Raw genomic sequence first — 25870 nt, forward strand, 5'->3', positions numbered from 1 at the left:
TCGCATGCCGCCTCACGGCATCGGTCACGCACAGCGCGACGCCCAAGCACATACGATATTCTTGATAAAGCCCTCTGGTTTGCGGGGTTGATTCAAGTCAACTACAATCTAAGGCTCCATGCCGGTTGTCCCGCAGAACTCCCCATAACACGACGAAGGAACCGCATCATGTCATTTACGCTCCCGCAGCTGCCGTTCGCGAAAAACGCTCTCGTTCCGCACATGTCGGAAGAAACGCTCGAGTTCCACTACGGCAAGCATCACCAGGCTTACGTCACCAACCTGAACAACCTGATCCCGGGCACCGAGTTCGAAAAGCTCTCGCTCGAAGAGATCATCAAGAAGTCGTCGGGTGGCGTGTTCAACAATGCAGCCCAGATCTGGAATCACACGTTCTTCTGGAACAGCCTGTCGCCGCAGGGTGGCGGCGCGCCGGCCGGTGCGCTCGGCGACGCGATCAACGCGAAGTGGGGTTCGTTCGACGCGTTCAAGGAAGCCTTCTCGAAGGCCGCAGTCGGCAACTTCGGCTCGGGCTGGACGTGGCTCGTGAAGAAGGCGGACGGCTCGCTCGACATCGTGTCGACCAGCAACGCCGCCACGCCGCTCACCACCGATGCGAAGCCGCTCGTCACGATCGACGTCTGGGAACACGCGTATTACATCGACTACCGCAACGCGCGTCCGAAGTTCGTCGAAGCGTACTGGAACATCGTGAACTGGGACTTCGCCGCGAAGAATTTCGCCTGAGCGACAGCGCCAGCCGCGAATGCGCCGCATCGCGCGGCGCGCCTGCAAAAAACCCTCGATTTTTCAGGTCGAGGGTTTTTTTATGCCTGCAACGTATGCGCGTGCTTACGCCAGCGCGTCGATCACCTGCTGCGTCGAACGGACGTGACCCATGTGCGGGAACAGCTTGCTGAAGGTGAGGTGATGCATTTCCTCGTTCAGGCTCGACGTGGCGTCTTCGACGAACACAAGGCCGAAGCCCTGGTCGAATGCCGCGCGGGCCGTCGACTCGACGCCGAAGTTCGTCGCGATGCCGCCGAGCACGATCGTCTTGATCCCGCGGCGGCGCAGTTGCAGTTCGAGGTCGGTGCCGTAGAACGCCCCCCACTGGCGCTTCGAGACGATCACGTCGCCCGGCTGCAGGCCGGTTTCGGGCACGAGTTCGGAAGCTTCGGCCGGGGCGGGCGGCGCGTCGGGCGCGCGCGAGGGCGCATCGGCCGACGGCAGGTGCAGTTCGTTGAGCAGTACGCGCACCCACACGATCGCTGCGCCTTTCGCGCGCATCGTGTCGGCCAGTTGCTTCGCGCGCGCGACGACTTCTGTGCCGCTGTGCGGTGCGATCGGACGGCCCACGATGCCGTGCTGCAGATCGATCATCACGAGCGCAGTGGTGCGCGGGTCGAGGGAAAGGGCTTGCGTCATGGATCACCAATATGTGAGGATGAGCTCACATTATCGTACAGAATGTGAGGGAGGGCTCAGGTATGGCGCGGGCCGCGAAAGACGATCCGGCCGCTTCGCGACGCGTGCCGCGTCAGGAGCGCGCAGCGCGCACGGTCGAGGCGCTGCTGGCGGCGGCGGGCGACGCTATTGCTGAGCACGGCTTCGAAGGCGCGACGATGACGCAGATCGCCCAGCAGGCCGGCGTGTCGATCGGCGCGGCGTATCAGTACTTTCCGAATAAGGAGGCAGTCGTGTTCGCGCTGCGCAAGCGCTATGGCGACGAGATCGACGCGCGCTGGAGCGCGCTGATCGAAGCCGACGATGCCGCGTTGCCGCTGGCGGAACTGGCCGGGCGGCTGTTCGATCTGATGGTCGAATTGATGGCGGACTATCCGGCGTATCTGCCGCTGCTTTCGGTGCCGCTCGGGTTCCGCCGCGACGCCGCCACGCGCAACCGGCTGCGCGAGCGCTTCGCCGCGCTCTTCAGGCGCTACAACGCAGGGCTCGGCGCCGATGAGGCGTTTCGTATCGCCGAAGTGATGCTGGAGGTCATCAAGAGCCTCAATCCGCTCTACGCGGCGGCCAAGCCGAAAGAGCGCAAGCTGCTCGTGGCCGAGTACAAGGGCGTGCTCTCGACGTGGCTGGCCGTGCGGCTAGGCTGACGCTGCATGCACGGTGCGGTGCGCCTTGCGCGCCGCGCGAAGGCGGGTGAGTGCGCTCTTGTCCCTCCTTGCCCCTACGTGCTGACTTGCCGCTACTTGCTGCCTGCCGCGCCGGTTTCCTCACGGCGATACGCGGCCACTTCCCAGTTGATGTCGACGCACAGCACCTGCAAACCGTGCGGCGTTTGCGCGGCGATCGACGCGGTCACGCACAGGTGCGCCTCGTTGATCGACAGATAGGGCGGCGTGACGTGAACGCGGCCCGGCGTGCGCATTGCACCGATGAAATACGGCCTGCGTTCCCAGCTTGCGCCCTCCGAATGCAGGAGCGGGCGAAAGCGCTTCGCGCGCTGCGTCGCGCGCGCGACCGGCAGCACGTTGTCGCCGATCTGGCGGCCCGACGCGTCGAGCAGGAAGCAGCGCGCCGTCTCGTGCAGGCCGAGCAGCGGCTGCGTGGCTTCGGCCATGGGCACGCCCTCGCCGAGCTGTGCGCCCGCGGTTTCGAGCGCGCCCATGTACGGCGCGAGCCGGGTCGACTGTGCGCGCTCGCGCGCGCTGATGCATCCGCGCAGGCGCGCCGAGAGATCGTCCATCAGCTTCGACGCGGTGGCGGGCAGCACCGGCTCGACGTCGGGCCGTGCGAAGTAGGTGCCCTGCACGAAATCGGCGTTGCTTTCCAGCGCAATGAGCGCGTCGCGTTCGGTCGCGAGACCGCCCACCAGCACGAGCTGCCCGGACTCGTGCAGCATCGAGACGAGCCCCGGCAGCACGCGTTCGATATGCGCGTGGCGGCTCGCCTGCGCGAGCAGGCTGCGGTCGAGCGTGACGATATCCGGGCGCAGTTGCCACACGCGGTCGATGTTCGAATGTTTCGCACCGAAGCCGTCCAGTGCGATCACGAAGCCGCTTTTGCGCAGCCCGTCGATGATTTCCGCGAAGCGCAGATTTTCGCCGCCTGCCTGTTCCGACACTTCGAGCACCACGCGCTGCGGCTGCAGCCCGAGCGCCTTGATGCCCGCGAGCAGCGCGTCGCCGTAGCTCGTGTCCATGAGTGCGGCGGGATGCAGGCTCAGGAAGAGCCATTCGTCATGCGAATCGAAGGCGTTGAAGTTGCCGAGGTGCAGCGATTCGGCGAGGCGGCCGAGTTCCAGCAGATCGCCGCGGCGCGCGGCCTGTGTGAAGACTTCCTGGGAGGGGACCTGCTGGCCGTGCTCATCGTGCGCGCGCAGCGACGCGTGGTAGCCGATCGCGCGGCGGTGCGCGACCGAAAACACCGGCTGGAACACGCTGAAAATGGTGTAGCTGCCGTACAGCACGGTGCGCCGGGCGCCCTGCTCGCCGGCGACGGGGCGCGACTGGAAGCCGGGGGGATCGAGTTCGATCATGCTCGTCATTTCGATGGATGCGCGCGTGGCAGATGCCGCGCCTGAGCGACAAGTTTACAGGATAGGTCAGCAAAAAGTATGCGAGCCCGGGAACACAGCGCGCGGTCGCGTTTCGCTGCGCACGCAGCGTGTGACGTCCGGCGCACACCGGCGCTCGCGGTGCATCGGGCGCGCGAGCGCGCACCGCGCGGCGGCGGTGTGCACTGCTGCGGTGCGGGCGGTGCGGGCGGTGCGGGCGGTGCGGGTGGTGCGGGCGGTGCGGGTTGTGCGGGTTGTGCGGGCGGTGCGGGCGGTGCGGATGGCGCGCGCGGTGCGGTCGGCGCGGCAAGCGCTAGTCGGGCTGGCGGTACTCGCGGTGCGTACGGCACGCGCCAAGGTGTGCCGACGCGCCTTGATTCGGCGACCAGGCAGCCGGCGCAGTGGCGGGGCGATGTGCGCCGCCACTGCGCGCAACCGCATGCCCGGGCGCGGTTACGTGCGCTCGGAAGGGTCGGTTTTCTTGGCGGTATGGCGCAGATCGGGCGAAAGCTGCCCGAAGATCCACGACGTGCCTGCGGTGATGATGCCCACGCAGATGAACGTCGCGTGGAAGGCGGGGATCACGCTCGAGCCGGTGTGGTGCCCGATGAGCCCCGTGAAGGTCGTGAGCAGCGCGCCCGCGACGGTCACGCCGAGGCTCATCGAAAGCATCTGCACGAGCGAGAACAGGCTGTTGCCGCTGCTCGCGCCGCCCGTGCCGAGATCCTTCAGCGTGAGCGTGTTCATCGCCGTGAACTGCATCGAATTCACCGCGCCGAAGAGCGCCAGTTGCACGATGCGCAGCCACAGCGGCTCGTTGGGCGTCGAGAGCGCGAAGCTCGCCATCGCGAGGCCCACGAGCACCGTGTTCGTCACGAGCACGCGCCGGTAGCCGTAGCGCATGATGAGGTGCGTGATGAGCCGCTTCGAGAACATGCCCGCGGCAGCCGTGGGCAGCATCATGAGGCCCGCCTGGAACGGCGTGTACCCGAGCGCCACCTGCAGCAAGAGCGGAATCAGATACGGCATGGCGCCGCTGCCGATCCGCGCGAACAGGTTGCCGAGCAGGCCCACGCTGAACGTGTCGATCTTGAACAGTTCGAGCGAAAAGATCGGCCGTGGCGTGCGCACCGCATGCAGGCCGTAGGCGACGAACGCGGCGAGCGAAAGGATCAGCAACACGAGCACGGTGGCGTGCTGGATGCCGAGTTCGGTGCGGCCGTCGAGCGCGAACGTGATCGTCACCATCGCCGTGACGAGCATCAGGTAGCCGCTCAGGTCGAAGCGGGGTGTGTCGGGATTGCGGCTGTCGGGCATGAAGATGAACGTCGCGATGCAGCCGACAATGCCCACCGGCACGTTGATGAGGAAGATCCAGTGCCACGACGCGATCTGCACGAGCCAGCCGCCGAGCGTCGGCCCGATCAGCGGGCCGATCAGGCCCGGAATCGCGACGAACGAGAGCGCGGGCAAATAGCGTTCGGCGGGGAATGTGCGCAGCACCGCGAGCCGGCCGACCGGCAGCAGCATCGCGCCGCCCACGCCCTGCACGATGCGCGCGAGTACGAGCCGGTCGAGCGTGGGCGCGCTCGCGCAGAGCACCGAGCCGATCGTGAACACCAGGATCGCGCCGAGGAACACGCGGCGCGTGCCGAGTCTGTCAGCGAGCCAGCCGGAGACCGGGATCATCACGGCCATCGTCAGCGAGTACGCGATCACGACCGACTGCATGCTGAGCGGGCGCTCGCCGAGGCTCTTCGCCATCGCGGGCAGCGCCGTGTTGACGATGGTCGAATCGAGGGTCTGCATGAAAAAGCCGGTGGCGACGAGCCACAGCAGCACGGACAACGAGCGGCGCGACGGCGCGGATGACAGGCTAGGGGCGGACATGGGCGATGGCTGGAGCGCTCAGGCGCGTGGCGGGCAGCCGTCATTCTAGGGAAAACTGCGCAGCGGCGTGCGCAGGCGCCACGGCGCGGTTCGCGCGCCCATCGGCGCTGACGGGCACGAACGGCACGCGCGGCCCGTACGCCCCACGTGAACGCTACTTGCGCAATTCCGCGACGAAGTCGTAGTAGTCGTTGCGGCAGTAGGTGTCGGTCAACTCGATTGCGCGGTGGTCGGCGGTGTAGCCCACGCGCGTGATCAGCAGCAGCGCTTCGTTGGGGGCGATGCTCATCTGACGCGCGATTTCTTCGCTCGCGTTGACCGCGCGAAAGTGTTGCAGCGCGCGCACGATCGCGAGACCGCGCTGTTCGAGGAAGCTGTAGAGCGAGTCGCCGATGGCTTCCGGATCGGGAATCAGCGCGGCCGGAAAGGTCGAATTCTCGACGGCCATCACGATGCCGTCGGCGAGCCGCAGACGCTTGAGCCGCGTCACCGTAGAGGCTGGCGAGAGCCCGAGCTGGATCACTTCATCGCGGCTCGCGGGCTGGATTTCGCGCGAGAGCCAGCGCGAACTCGGCGTGAAGCCGCGCTGGCGCAGCATTTCGCTGAAGCTCGTGAGACGCGAGAGCGGATCTTCGTAGCGCGGCGTGATGAAGCTGCCCGCGCCCTGCGTGCGGCGGATCAGCCCCTGTTCGACGAGCAGCGCAATGGCCTTGCGCGCGGTGATGCGCGAGACGCCGAGCGCATCGGCGAGCACGCGCTCGGAAGGCAGTGCCTCCCCGGCGTTCCAGCGGTTCTCGTGGATCGCGCTGCTCAGCTTGCGCGCGAGCTGCAGATAGAGCGGCGTATCGTTTTCCGGGTCCGGGCGCAGATTGCGCCAGCGGTCTTCCGTGGATGCGTTCATGGGAAGCGGGCATGAAAGGCGAACGCCGATTTTATGACAGACGCCTGTGAAGACGCCATCGGGCAACGCACCGATGTCCTCACGATCGCGCGCCGTGCGGGACGATACACTGGCCTTTTCGCCAGTTTTGCGACGTTTTACGATCTTTCGTTATGTTTATCGCCGACGATTGCCGTATCCGCACAACGCACATCGAACATAGCACGGCGCAAGGAGCCAGCCATCATGACGACCGAAATCCCCCGCATTGCGCTGCCCGACGGCGAGCGTATTCCGAAGCTGGGACAGGGCACGTGGGAGATGGGCGAGCGCGCCGTGCGCCGCGCCGAGGAAATTGCCGCACTGCGCGAGGGCGTGGCGCTCGGCATGACGCTCATCGACACCGCCGAAATGTACGGTGACGGCGCGACCGAACGGCTCGTGGGCGAAGCGTTGCGCGGACTGCGCGACGAAGTGTTTCTCGTGAGCAAGGTGTATCCGCACCATGCGAGCCGGCGCGGCATGCAGGCGGCGTGCGAGGCGAGCCTGAAACGTCTCGGCACCGACCGGCTCGACCTCTACCTGCTGCACTGGCGCGGGAGCGTGCCGCTTGCACAGACGGTCGAGGGCTTCGAGGCGCTCGTGCGAGCGGGCAAGATTCGCCACTGGGGCGTGAGCAACTTCGATACCGACGACATGGAGGAACTCTTCGCCGTATCGTGCGGCAAGGGATGCGCGACCAACCAGATCCTCTACAACGTCGCGCGGCGCGGGCCTGAATTCGACCTGCTGCCGTGGTGCGCGCGCCATCACATGCCGGTGATGGCGTACAGCCCGGTCGATCACGCACGGCTGCCGCGGCGCTCGCCACTCGACGGCATCGCGCACGCCCGCGGCGTGTCGGTCTATCGCGTGGCGATTGCGTGGGTGCTGCGTCAGCCGGGCGTGTGCGCGATCCCGAAGGCCGCGCGCATCGACCACGTGCGCGACAACCGTGCGGCGCTCGATCTCGAACTGAGTGCGCAGGAGCACGCGGCGCTGGACGCGTACTTCAGGCCGCCGCGCACCAAACAGCCGCTGGACATGCTCTGACGTTGGATCGGCGCGCGTGGCGGGTGGATACGCGCGCTGAACACGGTTTCAGCGCCATCGCGTCAAAGCGGAATTCGCGACGCGAAGATGCAGCAGGGGAAGCCGAGGTCCGGCCCCCGGCTGCGCTGCCCGGTCGTGGGGCCGGGATGCCGCCGTCGATGCCGCGCCTGACGCGAGCGGCCGTCGTGCCGGCTCGCGCTGGCTTTGGCGGCACGGGCGGCGCGGGCGCTTTGCGGGGCGAGATCAATGACCGTTGCCATGGCCGCCTTCGTGTCCGCCGTCCGGACTGCTCGCCGGATCGTTTGCCGGATCGCAGGCCGTGCCGGAGTCCCCGACGGCCGTGTCCGCTAGCGCGATGAACTGCGTGGCGATTGCGTCGGCCGCGCCGCTGTCCGCAGCGCGGGCCGCGATCCCCGGCAACAGGAAGCCTGCCCCGATCGCATACATCGCCACACCCCGTATCGACCAACCCCGTAGTAATAAACAGTAGTGCTTATCGCATATCGTGTTTTTCATGGTCTTCGCCCCGGGAAGCGCCGGCGTAATCGCGCCGACGCCTCTCGTGCGCCTGATATCCGGCGACATGCTGTCGTGCACGCACGCCGATCCCCGTCAGGTCACCACCACGGTGCGTCGTCAAGCGCATGGGAGCTGACGCAGGCGGCTTGGAGGGCATCCGGTCGACGAAGCGTCGGAAAGCCGGAACGAGCAGGGCGACTTGCCGATTGCCGACACCCGCGGGGGCGGGCGGCAGAAAACAAGTGCACGATGCGCCAGGTGGTCCGCTGGTCTCGCGTGATTACCCGCCCTACGACGCGGCAGGCCAGCGCCCGGATGCCTGGTCTTGATCTAGCGAGTTATGTGCCATTGGACGCTCGGCCGCTTCGCAGCGGCATCCGGCGATCTTCACGGTGCGTGCGCGACGCGAAACGCATCAAAAACGTATCGATGATGAAACGCGCGGCGCATCTTTCGGGCGTTTCGCGCAGCAGACGCGCACTGTGTTTCACGTCTCACGTCTCACGCGATGCGCGAACATCAGACGTTTGCGCGCGAGGTGTTCGCCGCCGCTTGCAGCGTGCGCAGCTCGACCACGGGAATGTGGCAGCGTATGCGATGGCCGCCGCCCGCTTCGGCGAACGGCGGCGCCTGTTCGTCGCAGATCGCGCCGATGCGGCGCGGGCAGTGCGCGCTGAAGATGCAGCCCGCGCTCGATGCGCGCGAATCCATCTTGTCGCTCGCACGCAGCGTTTGCGCGGCGAGCAGCGTTTCCGTGTACGGATGGCAGGGTCCGCCGAAGAGCGCGTCGGCAGGACCGGTTTCCACGACCTGGCCCGCGTACAGCACCATCACGCGATCGGCGAGATAGCGCACCACGTCGAGGTCGTGCGAGATGAACAGATAGCTCACGCCGCGTTCGCGTTGAAGTCGCGCGAGCAGGTTCAGGATCGCCGCCTGCACGGAGACATCGAGTGCCGAGGTCGGCTCGTCGCAGACGACGACGCGCGGCTCTCCCGCGAATGCCTGCGCAATGGCGACGCGTTGCTTGAGCCCGCCCGAAAGCTGGTGCGCGCGCGCCGTGAGATAGCGCGCGGGCACGCGCACGGCGTCGAGCAGCGCTTCGAGCCGCGTGGGCTCGTTGGTGCGAGATGGGCTGGTGCGGGCGAGCGCACGAGCGATCAACCGCCTTACCGGCAGCGCGCGATTGAGCGAGGCGTCCGGGTGCTGGAACACGAGCCGCAGCGCTTCGAGTTGCCTCGCGCTGCGACGCCCGACGCGGGCAGGCAGCGGCTCGCCGTCCAGTTCGACGCGCCCGCCCGCGTTTGGCGCGTACAGGCCGAGCAGCAGTTTCGCGAGCGTGGTTTTGCCGCTGCCCGATTCGCCGACGAGCCCGAGCGTCTCGCCCGCGCGCAGTTCGATCGAGACGCCGTCGAGCGCGCGCACGGCACGTGCGCCGCGTCCGAAGGTGCGGGATACGTCGATGGCGCGCAGCACGACGGCGGGATCGGCTGCAGTGGCGGCCTGCGCGCTCGCCTGCGCGGGCTCGGCGAGCGGCAGTTCGATGGCGCGCTCGTGATAATGGCAGCGCGCCATGCGCTCGCCGTGCGGCGCTTCCATGCGATGCGGCGGCGGTGCCTGCTCGCGGCAGCGCGCGTCGGCGAGGCGGCAGCGCGGCGCATAGATGCAGCCGCCCAGGAGCGCGCCAGGCGCCGGCAGCTCGCCTGGAATCGTGTCGAGCGGACCGATGGCCTTGCTGCGTCCGCGCGCGGGCAGGCAGCGCAGCAGCCCGACCGTATAGGGGTGCCGCGCGCGTGCGAACACGTCGCGCGTCGCGCCTTCTTCGATGAGACGACCGGCATACAGCACGCCGACGCGATCGCACATCTGCCCGATCACGCCGAGGTCGTGGCTGATCAGCAGCACCGCCATGCCGAATTCCGTGCGCAGTTGCGCAATCAGTGCGAGCACTTCGGCTTCGACGGTGGCGTCGAGCCCGGTCGTCGGTTCGTCGAGGATCAGCAGCGCGGGGCGCGACGCGAGCGCCATCGCAATCACGACACGTTGCTGCATGCCGCCCGAAAGCTGATGCGGATAGCTCGTCATCACGCGGGCCGGTTCGGTAATGCGCACGCGTTCGAGCATCTCCGGCACTTGTGCGAGTGCTTCGCCGGCGCTCGCACCGGCGGCCTCGAACGCCTCGCTCAACTGGCGCGCGATCGTGAGTGACGGATTGAGCGCGCTGGCCGGATCCTGATAGACCATCGACACCGTGTTGGCCCGCAACGCACGCAAGCGGACCTGATCGAGCGTGAGCACATCCTGCCCGGCAATGGCGATGCGTCCGGCTTTCACACGGCCATTGCGCGCGAGATACCGCAGCGCCGCGAGCGCCACCGTCGACTTGCCGCAGCCCGATTCGCCGACGAGCCCATAAGTTTCGCCGTGCCGGATGCGCAGCGAGACGTCGGTCAGCACATCGCGCTCGCGGCCCCGTGTGCGGTACGTGACGGTGAGTCCGACGAGCATGAGCGCATCGCCGCCGCCGCTACCACTGCCGAACGGGGCTTCGAATGTCGCAAGCGGGGCGGCGCGTTGCGGGCTCATCGTTGCGGGCTCACCGTTATGGACTCGAGCGGGTTCATGATTCGAGCGCTTCGCGCAGGCTGTCGGCGATCAGATTCACGGCGACGACGAGTGAGGCGATTGCGAGCGCATCGAACGCGACCGTCCACCATGCGCCGCCCGCGAGCAGCGCATACGACTCGCCGAGTGCAAGCCCCCAGTCGGCGGAAGGCGGCTGGATGCCGAAGCCGAGAAACGAGAGTGTCGCGACCGCGAAGATGGCGTAGCCGAGCCGCACCGTTGCTTCCACGACGACCGGCGGCCACACGTTCGGCAGAATCTCCGCGAACATGACGTACGGCGCGCGCTCGCCACGCAGTTGCGCGGCGGCGACGTAGTCGAGATGGCGCTCCGTGAGCACGGCTGCGCGCACGGTGCGGGCAATCATCGGTGCGAACGTGATGCCGATCACCAGCACGACCGCGAGATTCGATGTGCCCACCGCCGCGAGCACGAGCAGCGCGACGATCACGAGCGGCAGCGCGAGCACCGCGTCGAGCGTGCGTGCGACGAGGCTGCCCGCAAAGCCCTCGAAGTAACCGGTGATGAGACCGAGCACCGTGCCCGTGAGCGTACCGGCGAGCGTGGCGAGCGGCGCGATCGTGAGGATGTCGCGCGCGCCCGCGATCACGCGTGAGCACACGTCGCGGCCCAACTGATCGGTGCCGCACCAGTGCGTGTGATCGGGCGGCGTCAGCGAGTTGAGCGGGTCGGATGCGTAAGGGTCGAACGGAACGAACGCGTGCCCCGCGAGCGCGCAGGCGATCCACCACAGCAGGATCGCCGCGCTCACGAGAAACGCGGGCGAGCGCAGCAGGGTGCGCAGCACGTGAAAGCGCGTGTCGTCTGCGCTTTCAGCTGCGCTTTCGGTCGATGCGTCCGCTGGACCGGCGCTGCTGTCGCTCATGTGCCTCCCGTCGTGCGCAGCCGCGGATCGAGCCGCGCGTGCAGCAGATCGGCCGCGAAATTGGCGAGCGTGTACACCGCGCCGATCGCGAGCACGCCCGCTTCGAGCATCGGAAAGTCCTTCGCCTTCGCGGCGTTGTAGATCAGCGAGCCGATGCCCGGATAGCGGAACAGCGTCTCCACGACCACGAGCCCGCCGATCAGATAGCCGAGCTGCGTGGCAGCGACCGTCACCGTGGGCAGAAGCGCATTGCGCAGCACGTGCCGCACGATGACGACGCGCTGCGGCAGGCCCTTGAGGATCGCGGTGCGCGTGTAGTCGGCGTCGAGCGCGCCGAGCATGCCCGCGCGCGCCATGCGCGCGAGATAGCCGAAGAACGCGAAGACGAGCGGCAGCACGGGCAGCGCCAGATGCCGCAACTGTTCGGCCGGGCCCGAACCGGGCGGTGCGACGGCTTCGGTCGGCAGCCAGCGCAGCCACACGCCGAAGACAAGAATGAGCACGATGGCGGAGACGAACTCGGGCACGGCGCTCGCGCACAGTCCGCCGGTGCTGATCGCGCGGTCGAGCGGACGGCCCGCATGCAGCGCGGCCCACACGCCGCCGCCGATGCCGAGCGGCACCACGATAACGAACGCGAGCAGTCCGAGTTTGGCGGATTGCAGCAGCGCTGCGCCAACGAACGGCGCGACTGGCTCGCGATAGCTCCACGATTCGCCGAAGTCGCCGCGCAGCGCGTGCGAAATCCACGCGACGTATTGTTCGAGCGCGGGGCGGTCTGCGCCGAGCTGATGATTGAGTGCCGCGACGGCGCGCGCATCGGCAAGCGGGCCGAGCACCGCGCGGCCGATGTCGCCGGGCAGCAGTTGCCCGCCTGCGAAGACGAGAACGGAGAGCAGCCACAACGTGAAGAGCGCCCACGCCGCGCGGCGCGCGATGAAGCGAACCGCGGGCGCGGCGTAGGCCGGTTGAGGCGGACTCGTCAGCGGAGTAGCCATCGGACTCCTGTGTGCGTGCGCGCTGCGGTACGCGTTATGTGGTGCGCGTCAGGCCGCGAGCGTGGCGCGGTCGAAGTAGAGCTGCGCGAGCGCCGTGAAGCGCATGCCCTGCAGTGCCGTTCGTTGCGCGATCAACTGATCGTAGAAGTACGGGATGATCACGGGCGTTTCGTCGAGCAGCAATGTTGCGATTTGGGCGGCGAGCCGTTTTTGCGCGGCCACGTCGAGCGTCGCGACGAACTGCGCCACGAGCGCGTCGTACTGCGCGTTGCGAAAGTGCGCTGCATTCCACGTTCCGCCGCTCGTGAGCGGCGCGTCGAGGAACACGTTCGGCACGCCGCGATGACCGTAGTCGGTGATGCCGAGCGGCGAGTCGAGCCAGTCCGATTTGCCGTACGTGCCCGCGCCGTAGTACTGCCCCTGGCTTTCGACCTTGAGCGCGATGCGCACGCCAATCGCCTTCGCGGCGTTCTGCACCACGACGGCCAGATCCGGAATCTCCATGTACTTCTCGGTGGTGAGCGTCACGTCGAAGCCGTTCGCCACGCCTGCCTGCGCGAGCAACTGGCGTGCCTTCGCGACGTCGATCCCGCGCTGCGGCACGCCCGCCGGGCTCGAAGGAAAGATGGGCGCGAACGGGCTGTCGTTGCCGGCCACGGCGCGGCCCTTGAACAGACCGCGCACCATGACGTCGCGGTCGAGCGCGAGCGCGAGCGCCTGGCGTACGCGCTTGTCCTTGAACATGGGCGCATCGTTGCTCATGTGGATCTGGCGATGCGCGCTCGAGCGCACGCCGATCACCTTGAAGTCGGGATTGTTCAGTATCCCGATGCCGCCCTGCACGGTGAACGTGCCCATCACGTCGGCCTGGCGGCCCTGAAGCGCGAGGATCTGCGCCTGTTCGTCGGCGTAGAACGCGAACTGTACGCGTGCGGGCAGCGCCTTGTCGCCCCAGTAATCGGGATTGCGAACGAAGCTCGCGCCCTGCCGTGGCCGAAAACTCTCGAACTTGAATGCTCCCGTGCCGATGAAGTGCTTTTCGTAATTGCCCGCATAGTTGGCGGGCAGCATCACGGCGTTGTAGTTGTCGGATGAAACGTAGTACGGGAAGTTGCCGTTCGGCGCATCGAGATGGAATGCGACGGTGTGCTCGTCGACCATCTTCGCGCCGCCTTTCGACAGCACGCCCTTGAGCACCGAAAGCGCCGCCGAGCCGCTCGCCGGATCGGCGAGACGATCGAACGTCGCCACCACGTCCCGCGCGCCGAATGGCTGGCCGTCGTGAAATTTCACGTTCGGACGCAGCTTGAAGGTCCAGACGTCCGCTTTGCTGTTCGGCTGCCACGAGAGCGCGAGCGCGGGCCGGAGCTGGCCGGTGGCGTCGTCGTCGAGGAGGAATTCGCCGGTCTGGTTCAGGAGACTCAGGCCGCCTGCGTCGGTCACCGTGAGCGGATCGACGGCGCCTGCGGGCATCAGGTGCGCGACACGGATGGTCTGGTTCGTCGGCTGCTGGGCTCGCGCGAGGCGCGGCGTAGCGAGTCCGCTGCCCGCAAGCGCGAGGCCGAGCATGCCCGCGTAGCGCAGCAACTCGCGGCGGGTGAGGCGGCCGGCCAGGTATTCGTCGATGGCGTGATTGCCGTAGTCGCCAGCGTCGCGACGCAGCAAGTCGAGCTCGAGGAGGGGGGCGGGGGCGGCGGACTGCGGTTGTGTCATCGGTGCGGGTATTCCGTGCGGTTCCGTGAGTGGGCGCGACGTGTCTTACAGGACAGTCGCGACGGCGGCAGGCGGTGCGGCAGACGACGAATTCGGGTCCAGTTTAAGCGATTCGGCGACGCGGGCGAAGGCCGGGGACGGGACGGCGGGACAGGTGCAGCGGGCGCGCCAATGAAAAAGCCCGTTCCGGCAACGGAACGGGCTTCGGGAAACGCGACGCGCCTGGTGTGCGCCTGTTGGTGGCTTATCGCTCGCTTATTACTTTTTAGCGTTGATGACCGCTTCGGCCACGTTCTGCGGCGTTTCCGCGTAGTGCTTGAACTCCATCGTGTAGGTTGCGCGGCCCTGCGTGAGCGAGCGCAGCGACGTGGAGTAGCCGAACATCTCCGAGAGCGGCACTTCGGCGCGCACGATCTTGCCGCCGCCGCCCGCGATGTCCTCCATGCCCTGCACGATGCCGCGTCGGCTCGACAGGTCGCCCATCACGTTGCCCATGAACTCCTCGGGCGTTTCCACTTCGACCGCCATCATCGGTTCGAGCAGTATGGGCTTTGCGCGCCGCATCGCTTCCTTGAACGCCATCGAGCCGGCCATGCGGAACGCGTTTTCGTTCGAGTCGACATCGTGATACGAGCCGAACGTGAGCGTGACCTTCGTGTCGACCACCGGGTAGCCCGCGAGCACGCCCGCCTTGAGCGTTTCCTGGATGCCCTTGTCGACGGCCGGAATGAATTCGCGCGGAATCACGCCGCCCTTGATCGCGTCGACGAACTCGTAGCCCTTGCCCGGCGCCTGCGGTTCGAGCGTGATGACCGCGTGGCCGTACTGGCCGCGCCCGCCCGACTGCTTGACGAACTTGCCCTCGACGTCCTCGACCTTGTTGCGCACGGTTTCCCGGTACGCCACCTGGGGCTTGCCTACGGTCGCCTCGACGCCGAACTCGCGCCGCATGCGGTCGACGAGAATTTCCAGGTGCAGCTCGCCCATGCCGGAGATGATGGTCTGCCCGGACTCCTCGTCGGTCTGCACGCGAAACGACGGGTCTTCCTGCGCGAGCCGGTTGAGCGCGATGCCCATCTTTTCCTGGTCGCCTTTTGTCTTCGGCTCGACGGCCTGCGAGATCACCGGCTCGGGGAAAATCATCTTTTCGAGCACGATGGCGTGCGCCGGATCGCACAGCGTGTCGCCGGTCGTCGCTTCCTTCAGGCCGACCGCCGCCGCGATGTCGCCCGCGCGCACCTCCTTGATTTCCTTGCGCTCGTTCGCGTGCATCTGCAGGATGCGGCCGAGACGCTCCTTCTTGTCCTTCGTCGCATTGAGCACGGTGTCGCCCGATTCGACCACGCCCGAATAAACGCGGAAGAAGATCAACTGGCCGACGAACGGGTCGGTCATGATCTTGAACGCGAGCGCCGAGAACGGTTCTTCGTCGCTCGGATGGCGCTCGATCTCCTTGTCGTGGAGGTCGTGGCCGAGAATCGCGGGTACGTCGACAGGCGAAGGCAGATAGTCGATCACCGCGTCGAGCATCGCCTGCACGCCCTTGTTCTTGAAAGCGCTACCGCACAGCATCGGCACGATTTCGCCCGCGATCGTGCGCTTGCGCAGCGCGCGCTTGATTTCGTCTTCGGTCAGGCTCTCGTGATCGTCGAGGTACTTTTCGAGCAGTTCCTCGTCGGCTTCGGCGGCGGCTTCGACCATCTTTTCGCGCCACTCCGTCGCGAGTTCGACGAGATTCGCCGGGATGTCCTCATAGAGGAATTTCACGCCCTGGCTCTCGTCGTCCCAGACGATTGCCTTCATTTTCACGAGGTCGACCACGCCCTGAAAATGGTCCTCGGCGCCGACCGGGATCTGGATCGGGATGGCCACGCCCTTGAGGCGCTCGCCGATCTGCCGCTGCACGCGGAAGAAGTCCGCACCGACACGGTCCATCTTGTTGACGAACGCGATGCGCGGCACCTTGTACTTGTTCGCCTGGCGCCACACCGTTTCCGACTGCGGCTGCACGCCGCCCACCGAGTCGTACACCATGCACGCGCCGTCGAGCACGCGCATGGAGCGCTCGACTTCGATCGTGAAGTCGACGTGTCCCGGGGTGTCGATGATGTTGATGCGGTGCTCGGGATAATTGCCGGCCATGCCTTTCCAGAACGCGGTGGTCGCGGCCGACGTGATCGTGATGCCGCGCTCCTGTTCCTGTTCCATCCAGTCCATGGTTGCCGCGCCGTCGTGAACCTCCCCGAGCTTGTGATTCACGCCGGTGTAGAACAGGATGCGTTCGGTCGTGGTGGTTTTGCCGGCATCGATGTGAGCGCTGATCCCGATGTTGCGATAGCGCTCGATGGGAGTCTTGCGAGGCACGATGATCTCCTTGGAATACGCGCCGTGAAGGGAGCCGGACGACGCGCGGCGCGGGTTGCGCGTCGCCTTTCGCCACGCGCGGTGCCCGATTTACGCGGGTGCCGGATTAGTAGCATAGCGCGTGCTACGCGCTTTTGCAGGGGGCGCGCAGCGGCGCGGATTTCGCGCGGGCGGCGCGAGCGTCGGCTATGCGCCGGAATGTGCTGGTGTGTGCCGGTGTGTGCCGGTGTGCGCTGGAAGGTGGCCGCACCGGCGCAAAAAAGCCGGCGCCGCTCAGAGCGGGGCCGGCTTTCGGGGCGGGGCGGCTGCGCGGCTTGCAGCGTTCGCTGCGGGCGGCGCGTGCGCACGGGTTTCGCCGCGCGTTACTGCAGCGGCGGCAGACCCTGGATCTGCATGCCGGGCTTGATGCCCTTCGACGCGAACCAGCCCTTGCTCATTTCGAGCGCGAAGACGCCGTTATTGCGCGGGCAGTGGTTGTTGGTCGTCTCGGCCTGCATCTCGTCGATGTCGGTGATCGTGCCGTCCGCGCGCATGAAGGCGATGGACAGCGGGATCAGCGTGTTCTTCATCCAGAAGCAATGCACGGCGTTTTCGCCGAACGCGAACAGCATGCCTTCGTTGGGCCCAAGCTGCGAGCGGTACATGAGGCCTTGCTCGCGGTCGGCGTCATTGGCGGCGACGGCGGCGTCGATCACATACATGCCGGCGGTCAGCTTCGCGCGCGGAAAGGCGTTCGGCTGCTTCGCGCCGGCCGGCAATTGCTGGGCGTGGGCTACGCCGGGCATGGCGAGCGTCGTGAGCGTCAGGGCCGCGGCCGCGGTGAGCGACATGGCGAGCGGCACGGCGAGCGCAAAAAGCGGGCGCAGGGAAAATCGCACGACTGGGCTCCTTTGCTTGAGATATAACCCGCGCATGTTACGCGAGGAGATCGAAGCGGGTCAAAGCGTGTGAAATACGAAACGTGACACGCGACGCGTCGCACGCGTCAAGTGCCTGAAAGGCATTGAAAAACAAAAAGGCAGAACGCCTTGCGACGGTCTGCCTTTTAACGCGATGAAGATCGGCAATGAATGCCGATCGACATTTCGCCTTACAACAAGCTTACTCCGAAGCTGCCGAAGCGGCTTCAGCCTTAGCGGCCTTCTTGTGAGCAGCCTTCTTGTGAGCCTTCTTGTGTGCAGCCTTAGCCTTCGGAGCAGCCGAAGCAGCAGCAGCCGGAGCAGCTTCCGGAGCCGAAGCTTGTGCGAAAGCAGCCGTTGCGAAGAGGCCAGCGACCAGAGCAGCGATGAGCTTGTTCATGTTGTAAATCCTCAGCTTGAGTTAATTAACCAAGTGACCCGGTTTTTGGAGTCAGGTCGGTAAACGGTGCCATCCACCTTTCGGTTGACAGTCACATTCGAAAAATTCGGAGAAGTTTACGAATGCATCTGCCAGCGGTCGGTAATCCATCATCGCGGCTTGCGCGCGCAAGGCGGGTACCTGAAGGCTGAATGCCGGATAGCTTCGGCGGCATCTGCGTCGTTTAACGCATCGCGTAATGCGGCGGTTGACGGGAAAATTTCATTTCCTTCGCGAGGCCTCGTTCTTTAAAAACGCGTTGATACCGCACCTATTGACGATGATCAATAAATGCAGATGCAACAATCACCCTGAGCGGCGTGCGGGATTTATACGTTGCCATGGCGCATCGATCGGAATGTCGATGCTTTCGCCGGGTGCAATCGCGAGCGAAAAAATATCGAGCACGCCAATTGCTACGCGCACGAGCCGCAGTGTGGGAAAACCGACCGCGGCCGTCATGCGCCGGACCTGGCGATTCTTGCCTTCGCTGATCGCGAGTTCGACCCATGTGGTGGGAATCGATGCGCGATACCGGATCGGCGGATTGCGTGGCCAGAGATGTTCGGGCGGTGCGATCGTTTTTGCGCGGCACGGCTGGGTCACGAAGTCGCCGAGATCGACGCCGCGCTCCAGTGCTGCGAGCGCGTCGGCGCCGGGCTCGCCTTCGACCTGGGCCCAGTAGCGCTTCACGAGTTTGCGGCGCGGCTCGGCGATGCGTGCCTGGAGTGCGCCGTCGTCGGTCAGCAGCAGCAGGCCCTCGCTGTCCGAATCGAGGCGGCCCGCCGGATAGACGCCCGGCACCTTGACCCAGTCCGCGAGAGAAGCGCGTGTTTCGTGCGGCGAGAACTGGCAAATCGTGCCGAACGGTTTGTTAAGGGCGATTAAACGCATGAGAGCCGGGTGGGGAAAGAGGTTTCGTCGAGGTTTCGTCGACGTTGCGTCGAAATTGCGTCGCGATGCGGCGAGATGTTAAAGCATCGGGCGGGACGCCGGGCCGGATGTCATGGATCGGCTCAGGCACAGGGTGCCTCGCGGGTGCTTCGTTCGATGCGCCCGCGCGGGCTTGGCTATCCGTAGCGCGCTGGTGCTGTCAGGTGGGCCGCCTGGCGTGGCGTCGCACGCCCTGTGCGCCGTCGGAGCGTGTGGCATGCAGCGACGGGGCGTGGGCTAGAATACCAGCCAGTCCATTCAGCACGTTAGGCGGACGGGCCGTTCGCAGCGCCATCGCGCAGCCGCGAGCCAGTCCGCAAGCATTGAGCGCAACGGATGCTGCGGGGCCGCGCATGTTTCGCGCGCACACTTCGCCGGATCCGCTTGCACTGTGAATTACCCGCTACCACCAGCCAAGTCCTCAACTGGAGTCGATCATGTCGTATCAGCACATCAAGGTTCCGACGAGCGGTGAGAAGATCACCGTCAACGCGGATTTTTCGCTCAACGTCTCGGATCAGCCGATCATCCCGTACATCGAGGGCGACGGCACGGGCGTCGACATCACGCCGGTGATGATCAAGGTGGTCGACGCGGCGGTGGAAAAAGCCTACGGCGGCAAGCGCAAGCTCCACTGGATGGAGATCTATGCCGGCGAGAAGGCCACGCGCATCTATGGTCCCGACGTATGGCTGCCCGACGAAACGCTGGAAGTCGTGAAGGATTACGTCGTGTCGATCAAGGGGCCGCTCACGACGCCGGTCGGCGGTGGCATCCGTTCGCTCAACGTGGCGCTGCGCCAGACGCTCGATCTCTACGTGTGCTTGCGCCCGGTGCAGTATTTCAAGGGTGTGCCGTCTCCGGTGCGCGCGCCCGAGAAGGTCAACATGGTGATCTTCCGCGAGAACTCGGAGGACATCTACGCGGGCATCGAGTGGCCCGCCGAATCGGAAGGCGCGAAGAAGGTCATCCGGTTCCTGCGCGAAGAGATGGGCGTATCGAAGATCCGCTTCCCGGAAACGTCGGGCCTCGGCATCAAGCCGGTCTCGCGCGAGGGCACCGACCGCCTCGTGCGCAAGGCGCTGCAGTATGCGATCGACAACGATCGCCGCTCGGTGACGTTCGTGCACAAGGGCAACATCATGAAGTACACCGAAGGTGCGTTCCGCGACTACGGCTATGCGCTCGCGCAGCGCGAGTTCGGTGCGGAACTGATCGACGACGGTCCGTGGATGAAGTTCAAGAATCCGAAAACCGGTCACGACATCGTCGTGAAGGACGTGATCGCCGACGCGTTCCTTCAGCAGATCCTGCTGCGCCCCGCGGAATACGACGTAATCGCGACGCTGAACCTGAACGGCGACTACCTTTCGGATGCGCTGGCGGCGCAGGTCGGCGGCATCGGCATCGCCCCGGGTGCGAACCTGTCCGATTCGGTGGCGATGTTCGAGGCGACGCACGGCACGGCGCCGAAATACGCGGGCAAGGACTACGTGAATCCGGGCTCCGAGATTCTTTCGGCGGAGATGATGCTGCGCCACCTCGGCTGGACCGAGGCCGCCGATCTCATCATCGCGTCGATGGAAAAGTCGATTCAGGAAAAGCGCGTGACGTACGACTTCGCGCGGCTGATGGAAGGCGCGACGCAGGTGTCGTGCTCGGCGTTCGGGCAGGTGATGATCGAAAATATGTAAGTTGCCCTGGCGCGTTCGGCGTCATTCTCGAAAGCCCCGGTGGACACGATGTGTCGCCGGGGTTTTTGTCTTTTGGGTGCTCGGGAAAGTGCGCGTTATCCGGTCGTATTGAACGGCATTCGGGCGGTGTGGCGAAGTGTCTCAATTGACGCAGACCGCCAATGTGAACCGCATCGGCGACGGCAACGTGTAAATCGGCTCGATTTGCCTGGTTATGCCATTTAAATATTCGGGTTTGAATCGAACCGTTCAGGCGGTGGGCGTATTTATTTCGCGGCGCGGCTTTTACCGCTGCCGTTCTATCCAGCCGGAATATGGATGCGGTGCGCTGTCACAGGTGTCGCGCGATGGCGCGGTGAAACTTGACCCTGTTTTCAACAGTAAATGCAGAAAAGGGTGCGACAAAAAGGAAACCCGGCCGAAGCCGGGTTTCCAAGGTACGGGTATCGAACAGATCAGGCTGCTGCCTGAATGTTCGATGCCTGTTTGCCTTTCGGGCCTTGCACGACCTCGAAGCTCACCTTTTGACCTTCTTTGAGGGTCTTGAAGCCATTCATCTGGATGGCCGAGAAGTGAGCGAACAGATCCTCGCCGCCTTCGTCAGGCGTAATGAATCCGAAACCCTTCGCGTCGTTAAACCACTTGACCGTACCGGTTGCCATACCTACTTCCCCTGTAACTCATGTCACTACCACACGAGCAGTTCGAAAAGCCAAACGACCACGTAATGCGATCGCCCCCTCCTCACAAACAAGCTCACCAACGGCATTTTTTCGAATTTGAAACGGTTGAAAAAAGTGCCAGCTTGATTGTTGAGGCTCTTTATTCTGCTGTCAAGAATATTTTGAGACGTTGTATGACGCGTTGTAAAGAGAACATGGCCAGGGTTTTTACTGCTTTTCCCAAGTGCAGCATCACGGCGGGCGGCAACCCCTGAAAAGACGCATAATCGGCGGACACGAGCCGCGCTGCAGTGCGGAATTATCCCGGCTTGGTGCGGCCCCTTACAGTACGCGCCAACGGCGCCGCGCGGGTTGTGCGATACTCAAATCGACCGGTGGCGAAAAGGCCGCCGGCAGCAGGAAAACGGCAGGTTTGGCGCACGCAAGACGTGCGCCTTGCGTGTCTCGAACCGGCCCCGCAGCCGGTAGTGGCTGGACGGGGAGGGCGCGCGGCGCAGGGCACGCGCGCGGCGGTTTTACCGGCCGTCCGGTCGGGTTTCGCGGCAGGATTGCGGGCCTGTCCGAGTTGTTTAGAATGGGTGTATGGCGATTATCCCGGACAAGCAGGATTCAACCGTACTGGAGCGGCAGGAGCAAAAGGTCAAACCGCCCTCCATGTACAAGGTCGTCTTGATGAACGACGACTACACGCCGATGGAATTCGTCGTGATGGTCGTTCAGGAATATTTCAATAAGGACCGCGAGACCGCGACGCAGATCATGCTGAAGGTCCATCGCGAAGGCAGGGGAGTTTGTGGGGTCTATACGCGGGATATCGCGTCGACCAAGGTTGAGCAAGTCGTTACCCACGCACGGCAGGCAGGGCATCCGCTGCAGTGTGTGATGGAGGAAGCATGATTGCCCAGGAACTGGAAGTCAGCCTGCATATGGCGTTCATGGAAGCACGTCAGGCACGGCACGAGTTCATAACAGTCGAGCACCTGCTGCTGGCGCTGTTGGACAATCCAACGGCGGCGGAAGTGCTGCGCGCGTGTGCCGCGAATATCGAAGACCTGCGTCAGAACCTGCGCAACTTCATTCACGACAACACCCCGACGGTTCCAGGCACGGACGACGTCGATACGCAGCCCACGCTCGGATTTCAGCGCGTGATCCAGCGCGCGATCATGCACGTTCAGTCCACCTCGAACGGCAAGAAGGAAGTGACGGGTGCGAACGTGCTCGTCGCGATCTTCGGCGAGAAGGACTCGCACGCGGTGTACTACCTGCAGCAGCAGGGCGTCACGCGTCTCGACGTGGTGAACTTCATTTCGCACGGCATCGCGAAGACCAGCAGCGGCGAAGCCGCCAAGGCAAGCGAGGCCAACGCCGAAGCCGAGGACGCCGCGAGCCAGAAGGAAACGCCGCTCGCCCAGTTCACGCAGAACCTGAACCAGATGGCGAAGGACGGCCGCATCGATCCGCTGATCGGGCGCGAACTGGAAGTCGAGCGCGTCGTGCAGGTGCTGTGCCGCCGCCGCAAGAACAATCCGCTGCTCGTGGGCGAAGCGGGCGTGGGCAAGACCGCGATCGCGGAAGGGCTCGCCTGGCGCATCACGCGCGGCGAAGTGCCCGATATCCTCGCCGACGCGCAGGTTTATTCGCTAGACATGGGCGCGCTGCTGGCGGGCACCAAGTATCGCGGCGACTTCGAGCAGCGTCTGAAGACCGTGCTCAAGGAACTCAAGGAGCGTCCGCACGCGATTCTCTTCATCGACGAGATTCATACGCTGATTGGCGCGGGCGCCGCGTCGGGCGGCACGCTCGATGCGTCGAACCTGCTCAAGCCGGCGCTTTCGTCGGGCACGCTCAAGTGCATCGGCGCGACGACCTTCACCGAATATCGCGGCATCTTCGAAAAGGACGCGGCGCTTTCGCGGCGCTTCCAGAAGATCGACGTCGTCGAGCCGACCGTGGAGCAGACCGTCGCGATCCTGCGCGGGCTGAAATCCCGTTTCGAAGAGCACCATGGCGTGAAGTACTCCTCGGGCGCGCTCAATGCGGCGGCCGAGCTGTCCGCGCGCTTCATCACCGACCGTCATCTGCCCGACAAGGCGATCGACGTGATCGACGAGGCGGGCGCAGCGCAGCGCATCCTGCCGAAGTCGAAGCAGAAGAAAACCATCGGCAAGAGCGAGATCGAAGAGATCATCTCGAAGATCGCGCGCGTGCCGGCGCAAAGCGTGTCGCAGGACGACCGCAGCAAGCTTCAGACGCTCGACCGCGATCTGAAGGCCGTCGTGTTCGGCCAGGATCCGGCTATCGACGCGCTGTCCGCTTCGATCAAGATGGCGCGCGCGGGGCTCGGCAAGACCGACAAGCCGATCGGCTCGTTCCTGTTCTCGGGGCCGACTGGCGTCGGCAAGACCGAAGTGGCGCGTCAGCTTGCGTTCACGCTCGGCATCGAGCTGATCCGCTTCGACATGTCCGAATATATGGAGCGCCATGCGGTGAGCCGCCTGATCGGCGCGCCGCCGGGCTATGTCGGCTTCGACCAGGGCGGTCTGCTGACCGAAGCCGTCACGAAGAAGCCGCACTGCGTGCTGCTGCTCGACGAAATCGAAAAGGCGCACCCGGACATCTTCAACGTGCTGCTGCAGGTGATGGACCACGGCACGCTGACCGACAACAACGGCCGCAAGGCGGATTTCCGCAACGTCATCATCGTCATGACGACGAACGCGGGCGCCGAGGCGATGAACAAGTCGACTATCGGTTTCACGAGCCGCCGCGAACAGGGCGACGAAATGGCCGACATCAAACGCATGTTCACGCCCGAGTTCCGCAACCGGCTCGATGCGACGATCAGCTTCCGCGCGCTCGATGAAGAGATCATCATGCGCGTCGTCGACAAGTTCCTCATGCAGCTGGAAGACCAGTTGCACGAGAAGAAGGTCGATGCGCTCTTCACCGATGCGCTGCGCAAGCATCTCGCGAAGCACGGCTTCGACCCGCTCATGGGCGCGCGGCCGATGCAGCGCCTGATCCAGGACACGATCCGCCGTGCACTGGCGGACGAACTGCTGTTCGGCAAGCTGATGAACGGCGGCCGCGTGACCGTCGACGTCGATGCCGACGACAAGGTGCAGCTCACGTTCGACGAGCATCCGGCGCCGCGTAATCCGAACCCGGAGGCGGTCGAAGTAGAATAAGCGCTTCTTTGGCGCTTTAATACGAGGTAAACGGCGTGGGCGCCCGAGCCCGCGCCGTTTTGTTTTTGCACGTACCGATTAAACGTGCGCAGCAGGGGGTTGTTTTGGCAGCAGATAAAAATGGCGCGTTCGATTCGATCGTCGAGCGCGAGCGCGGTTTGCGGCGCGGCTTGTCCGCCGCCCAGATGACGATGATCGCGATCGGCGGCGCGGTCGGCACCGGGCTTTTCCTCGGTAGCGGCTTCGCGATCAGCTTTGCGGGGCCGGGCGTGCTCGTCTCGTATGCGATTGGCGCGCTGGTCGCACTGTTGTTGATGGGCGCGCTCGCGGAAATGACCGTCGCGCATCCCACGTCCGGCTCGTTCGGCGCCTACGCAGAGCACTATATCGGGCCGATGGCGGGCTTCGTCGTGCGCTACGCGTACTGGTCGGCCTACGTGCTCGCCGTCGGCACCGAGGTGGCCGCCATCGCCGTCTACATGAAGTTCTGGTTCCCCCAGGTGCCGGGGCTCTACTGGATCATCGGGTTTTCGGCGGCGCTGATCGTTGTGAACGCAATGAGCGTGCGTGCGTACGGCACCATCGAGTATCTGTTTTCCAGCCTGAAAATCGCCGCAATCGTCGCGTTCATCGTGCTCGGCGCATGGTTCGTGTGGCGTGCGCCCGCAAGCTCCGGTGTCGGCTTCGCGAACTACACGTCGCACGGCGGCCTGCTGCCGAAAGGCTGGTGGGGCGTGTGGGTCGGCACGATCGTCGCGCTCTTCAGCTATCTGGGCGTCGAGACCATCGCCGTTGCGGCGGCCGAGGCGCGCGATCCGCAGCGCGCGGTCACGCGTGCGTTTCGCGGCACCATGCTGCGCCTCGTGCTGTTCTATCTGCTGACGCTTGCGCTGATGCTCGCGATCGTGCCGTGGACCGAAGCCGGGGCGAACGAAAGCCCGTTCGTGAAAGTGATGGCCGCAACGGGCGTTCCGTACGCTGCGGGGGCGATCAACTTCATCGTGCTCGTGGCCGCGTTGTCGGCGATGAACAGTCAGCTCTACATCACCACGCGCATGATGTTCAGCCTCTCGCGCGCGGGCTATGCGAGCGCCGTATTCGGCCGTCTCACGCGCCACGGCGTACCCGCTGCTGCGCTCTCGCTCTCGACCATCGGCATCGCGGTGGCGGCGGTGCTCAACGCGCTCTGGCCGCAAACGGCCTTCACGCTGATGATGTCGATTGCGATGTTCGGCGCGATGTTCACGTGGCTGATGATCTTCGTCACGCACCTCTTTTTCCGTGCGCGCCATGCGGGTCCCAAGCCGGCCTTTCGCATGTGGGGGTATCCGTTCACGAGCGTGCTCGGCGCACTGCTGATGGCCGGCATTCTCATCACGACCGCGTTCACGCGCGAGTTCGCCATGACGCTCGTGTACGGCCTCGCGTTCCTCGTCGCGCTGGTGGCCGTGTATGTGCTCTGGTACCGGCGGCGTCTCGAAGCGGCTGGCGAAGCCGCTTAAGCTTCGTAACCGGTTGCGCGACGCCTGATAATCGAGGCGCCGGAAACA

22 protein-coding genes are annotated in these 25870 nt (G+C 65.2%); 7 read left to right on the top strand and 15 right to left on the bottom strand.

Features of this window, described 5'->3' with window-relative positions:
- Positions 1 to 168 precede the first annotated feature (168 nt).
- Complete coding sequence (gene sodB, locus Q0L30_RS17340) at positions 169 to 747, top strand: superoxide dismutase [Fe] (RefSeq protein ID WP_293039096.1); 579 nt, start codon at positions 169 to 171, stop codon at positions 745 to 747.
- A gap of 105 nt (positions 748 to 852) precedes the next feature.
- Here sodB and Q0L30_RS17345 read toward each other — a convergent pair whose 3' ends face one another.
- Positions 853 to 1428, bottom strand: a complete 576-nt coding sequence (locus Q0L30_RS17345; RefSeq protein ID WP_296658848.1) for a hydrolase — start codon at positions 1426 to 1428, stop codon at positions 853 to 855.
- Positions 1429 to 1490: 62 nt separating this feature from the next.
- On the opposite strand from Q0L30_RS17345, the gene Q0L30_RS17350 reads away from it, so the two are divergent.
- A complete protein-coding gene (locus Q0L30_RS17350) occupies positions 1491 to 2111 on the top strand; it encodes a TetR/AcrR family transcriptional regulator (RefSeq protein WP_296658852.1) in 621 nt (206 codons plus the stop codon).
- A 92-nt stretch (positions 2112 to 2203) separates the two neighbouring features.
- On the opposite strand, the gene Q0L30_RS17355 is transcribed toward Q0L30_RS17350, so the two are convergent.
- From Q0L30_RS17355 to Q0L30_RS17365, 3 genes are all read right to left on the bottom strand, one after another.
- Complete coding sequence (locus tag Q0L30_RS17355) at positions 2204 to 3505, bottom strand: EAL domain-containing protein (RefSeq protein WP_296658854.1); 1302 nt, start codon at positions 3503 to 3505, stop codon at positions 2204 to 2206.
- A 462-nt stretch (positions 3506 to 3967) separates the two neighbouring features.
- A complete protein-coding gene (gene mdtD / locus Q0L30_RS17360; RefSeq protein WP_296658856.1) occupies positions 3968 to 5404 on the bottom strand; it encodes a multidrug transporter subunit MdtD in 1437 nt (478 codons plus the stop codon).
- A gap of 154 nt (positions 5405 to 5558) precedes the next feature.
- Positions 5559 to 6305, bottom strand: coding sequence for a GntR family transcriptional regulator (locus Q0L30_RS17365; protein ID WP_296658860.1), 747 nt, complete (start codon positions 6303 to 6305; stop codon positions 5559 to 5561).
- 225 nt (positions 6306 to 6530) lie between these two features.
- Here Q0L30_RS17365 and Q0L30_RS17370 point away from each other — a divergent pair, with 225 nt between their 5' ends.
- Positions 6531 to 7376: an aldo/keto reductase gene (locus Q0L30_RS17370; protein WP_296658861.1), complete on the top strand. Its 846-nt coding sequence runs from the start codon at positions 6531 to 6533 to the stop codon at positions 7374 to 7376.
- 62 nt (positions 7377 to 7438) lie between these two features.
- Here Q0L30_RS17370 and Q0L30_RS17375 read toward each other — a convergent pair whose 3' ends face one another.
- The 10 genes from Q0L30_RS17375 to Q0L30_RS17420 all read right to left on the bottom strand — a co-directional run bounded on the left by Q0L30_RS17375 (position 7439) and on the right by Q0L30_RS17420 (position 18713).
- Positions 7439 to 7636 (bottom strand): hypothetical protein, encoded by a 198-nt coding sequence (locus tag Q0L30_RS17375; protein ID WP_296658864.1) that lies wholly within the window; start codon positions 7634 to 7636, stop codon positions 7439 to 7441.
- The gene (locus tag Q0L30_RS17380; RefSeq protein WP_296658866.1) at positions 7620 to 7892 is read right to left on the bottom strand and encodes a hypothetical protein; all 273 of its coding nucleotides are present in this window, start codon (positions 7890 to 7892) and stop codon (positions 7620 to 7622) included. The genes Q0L30_RS17375 and Q0L30_RS17380 overlap by 17 nt, the downstream gene beginning before the upstream one ends.
- A gap of 522 nt (positions 7893 to 8414) precedes the next feature.
- Positions 8415 to 10481: an ABC transporter ATP-binding protein gene (locus Q0L30_RS17385; RefSeq protein WP_296658867.1), complete on the bottom strand. Its 2067-nt coding sequence runs from the start codon at positions 10479 to 10481 to the stop codon at positions 8415 to 8417.
- A 34-nt stretch (positions 10482 to 10515) separates the two neighbouring features.
- A complete protein-coding gene (locus Q0L30_RS17390; protein WP_296658870.1) occupies positions 10516 to 11406 on the bottom strand; it encodes an ABC transporter permease in 891 nt (296 codons plus the stop codon).
- Positions 11403 to 12404 carry an ABC transporter permease gene (locus Q0L30_RS17395; protein ID WP_296658872.1) on the bottom strand — a complete coding sequence of 334 codons (1002 nt, stop codon included), beginning with the start codon at positions 12402 to 12404 and terminating at the stop codon, positions 11403 to 11405. The genes Q0L30_RS17390 and Q0L30_RS17395 overlap by 4 nt, the downstream gene beginning before the upstream one ends.
- A 48-nt stretch (positions 12405 to 12452) precedes the next feature.
- Entirely contained in the window at positions 12453 to 14117 is a 1665-nt protein-coding gene (locus Q0L30_RS17400) for an ABC transporter substrate-binding protein (protein WP_296658875.1), read from the bottom strand.
- 258 nt (positions 14118 to 14375) lie between these two features.
- Positions 14376 to 16481, bottom strand: coding sequence for an elongation factor G (gene fusA / locus Q0L30_RS17405; protein WP_296658877.1), 2106 nt, complete (start codon positions 16479 to 16481; stop codon positions 14376 to 14378).
- 362 nt (positions 16482 to 16843) lie between these two features.
- On the bottom strand, positions 16844 to 17359 hold the full coding sequence (locus tag Q0L30_RS17410) for a DUF192 domain-containing protein (protein WP_296658880.1): 516 nt from the start codon (positions 17357 to 17359) through the stop codon (positions 16844 to 16846).
- A gap of 223 nt (positions 17360 to 17582) precedes the next feature.
- Positions 17583 to 17780: a hypothetical protein gene (locus tag Q0L30_RS17415; RefSeq protein ID WP_296658882.1), complete on the bottom strand. Its 198-nt coding sequence runs from the start codon at positions 17778 to 17780 to the stop codon at positions 17583 to 17585.
- A 345-nt stretch (positions 17781 to 18125) separates the two neighbouring features.
- Positions 18126 to 18713 carry a pseudouridine synthase gene (locus tag Q0L30_RS17420; protein ID WP_296658885.1) on the bottom strand — a complete coding sequence of 196 codons (588 nt, stop codon included), beginning with the start codon at positions 18711 to 18713 and terminating at the stop codon, positions 18126 to 18128.
- A 476-nt stretch (positions 18714 to 19189) separates the two neighbouring features.
- On the opposite strand from Q0L30_RS17420, the gene icd reads away from it, so the two are divergent.
- Positions 19190 to 20446 (top strand): NADP-dependent isocitrate dehydrogenase, encoded by a 1257-nt coding sequence (icd, locus tag Q0L30_RS17425; RefSeq protein ID WP_296658886.1) that lies wholly within the window; start codon positions 19190 to 19192, stop codon positions 20444 to 20446.
- 455 nt (positions 20447 to 20901) lie between these two features.
- On the opposite strand, the gene cspD is transcribed toward icd, so the two are convergent.
- Entirely contained in the window at positions 20902 to 21108 is a 207-nt protein-coding gene (gene cspD / locus Q0L30_RS17430) for a cold shock domain-containing protein CspD (RefSeq protein ID WP_017776809.1), read from the bottom strand.
- 603 nt (positions 21109 to 21711) lie between these two features.
- Here cspD and clpS point away from each other — a divergent pair.
- From clpS to Q0L30_RS17445, 3 genes are all read left to right on the top strand, one after another.
- A complete protein-coding gene (gene clpS / locus Q0L30_RS17435) occupies positions 21712 to 22026 on the top strand; it encodes an ATP-dependent Clp protease adapter ClpS (protein ID WP_028213389.1) in 315 nt (104 codons plus the stop codon).
- On the top strand, positions 22023 to 24320 hold the full coding sequence (gene clpA, locus Q0L30_RS17440) for an ATP-dependent Clp protease ATP-binding subunit ClpA (RefSeq protein ID WP_296658925.1): 2298 nt from the start codon (positions 22023 to 22025) through the stop codon (positions 24318 to 24320). Before clpS ends, clpA begins: the two co-directional genes overlap by 4 nt.
- Before the next feature lie 185 nt (positions 24321 to 24505).
- Positions 24506 to 25822, top strand: coding sequence for an amino acid permease (locus tag Q0L30_RS17445; protein WP_296659014.1), 1317 nt, complete (start codon positions 24506 to 24508; stop codon positions 25820 to 25822).
- Positions 25823 to 25870: the final 48 nt, after the last annotated feature.

Origin of the sequence: Paraburkholderia sp. (assembly GCF_024281035.1) — a bacterium.
Lineage (GTDB): Bacteria > Pseudomonadota > Gammaproteobacteria > Burkholderiales > Burkholderiaceae > Paraburkholderia.

Bases quoted from the DNA above. Each gene is read 5' to 3' on its own strand.
- Q0L30_RS17385 (WP_296658867.1), bottom strand. From the start codon at position 10,481: ATGAGCCCGCAACGCGCCGCCCCGCTTGCGACATTCGAAGCCCCGTTC.
- clpA (WP_296658925.1), top strand. From the start codon at position 22,023: ATGATTGCCCAGGAACTGGAAGTCAGCCTGCATATGGCGTTCATGGAA.
- Q0L30_RS17355 (WP_296658854.1), bottom strand. From the start codon at position 3,505: ATGACGAGCATGATCGAACTCGATCCCCCCGGCTTCCAGTCGCGCCCC.
- Q0L30_RS17420 (WP_296658885.1), bottom strand. From the start codon at position 18,713: ATGCGTTTAATCGCCCTTAACAAACCGTTCGGCACGATTTGCCAGTTC.
- Q0L30_RS17345 (WP_296658848.1), bottom strand. From the start codon at position 1,428: ATGACGCAAGCCCTTTCCCTCGACCCGCGCACCACTGCGCTCGTGATG.
- Q0L30_RS17445 (WP_296659014.1), top strand. From the start codon at position 24,506: ATGACGATGATCGCGATCGGCGGCGCGGTCGGCACCGGGCTTTTCCTC.
- icd (WP_296658886.1), top strand. From the start codon at position 19,190: ATGTCGTATCAGCACATCAAGGTTCCGACGAGCGGTGAGAAGATCACC.
- Q0L30_RS17370 (WP_296658861.1), top strand. From the start codon at position 6,531: ATGACGACCGAAATCCCCCGCATTGCGCTGCCCGACGGCGAGCGTATT.
- Q0L30_RS17395 (WP_296658872.1), bottom strand. From the start codon at position 12,404: ATGGCTACTCCGCTGACGAGTCCGCCTCAACCGGCCTACGCCGCGCCC.
- clpS (WP_028213389.1), top strand. From the start codon at position 21,712: ATGGCGATTATCCCGGACAAGCAGGATTCAACCGTACTGGAGCGGCAG.
- Q0L30_RS17415 (WP_296658882.1), bottom strand. From the start codon at position 17,780: ATGAACAAGCTCATCGCTGCTCTGGTCGCTGGCCTCTTCGCAACGGCT.
- sodB (WP_293039096.1), top strand. From the start codon at position 169: ATGTCATTTACGCTCCCGCAGCTGCCGTTCGCGAAAAACGCTCTCGTT.
- Q0L30_RS17390 (WP_296658870.1), bottom strand. From the start codon at position 11,406: ATGAGCGACAGCAGCGCCGGTCCAGCGGACGCATCGACCGAAAGCGCA.
- Q0L30_RS17365 (WP_296658860.1), bottom strand. From the start codon at position 6,305: ATGAACGCATCCACGGAAGACCGCTGGCGCAATCTGCGCCCGGACCCG.
- Q0L30_RS17375 (WP_296658864.1), bottom strand. From the start codon at position 7,636: ATGGCAACGGTCATTGATCTCGCCCCGCAAAGCGCCCGCGCCGCCCGT.
- Q0L30_RS17380 (WP_296658866.1), bottom strand. From the start codon at position 7,892: ATGAAAAACACGATATGCGATAAGCACTACTGTTTATTACTACGGGGT.
- mdtD (WP_296658856.1), bottom strand. From the start codon at position 5,404: ATGTCCGCCCCTAGCCTGTCATCCGCGCCGTCGCGCCGCTCGTTGTCC.
- Q0L30_RS17350 (WP_296658852.1), top strand. From the start codon at position 1,491: ATGGCGCGGGCCGCGAAAGACGATCCGGCCGCTTCGCGACGCGTGCCG.
- cspD (WP_017776809.1), bottom strand. From the start codon at position 21,108: ATGGCAACCGGTACGGTCAAGTGGTTTAACGACGCGAAGGGTTTCGGA.
- Q0L30_RS17400 (WP_296658875.1), bottom strand. From the start codon at position 14,117: ATGACACAACCGCAGTCCGCCGCCCCCGCCCCCCTCCTCGAGCTCGAC.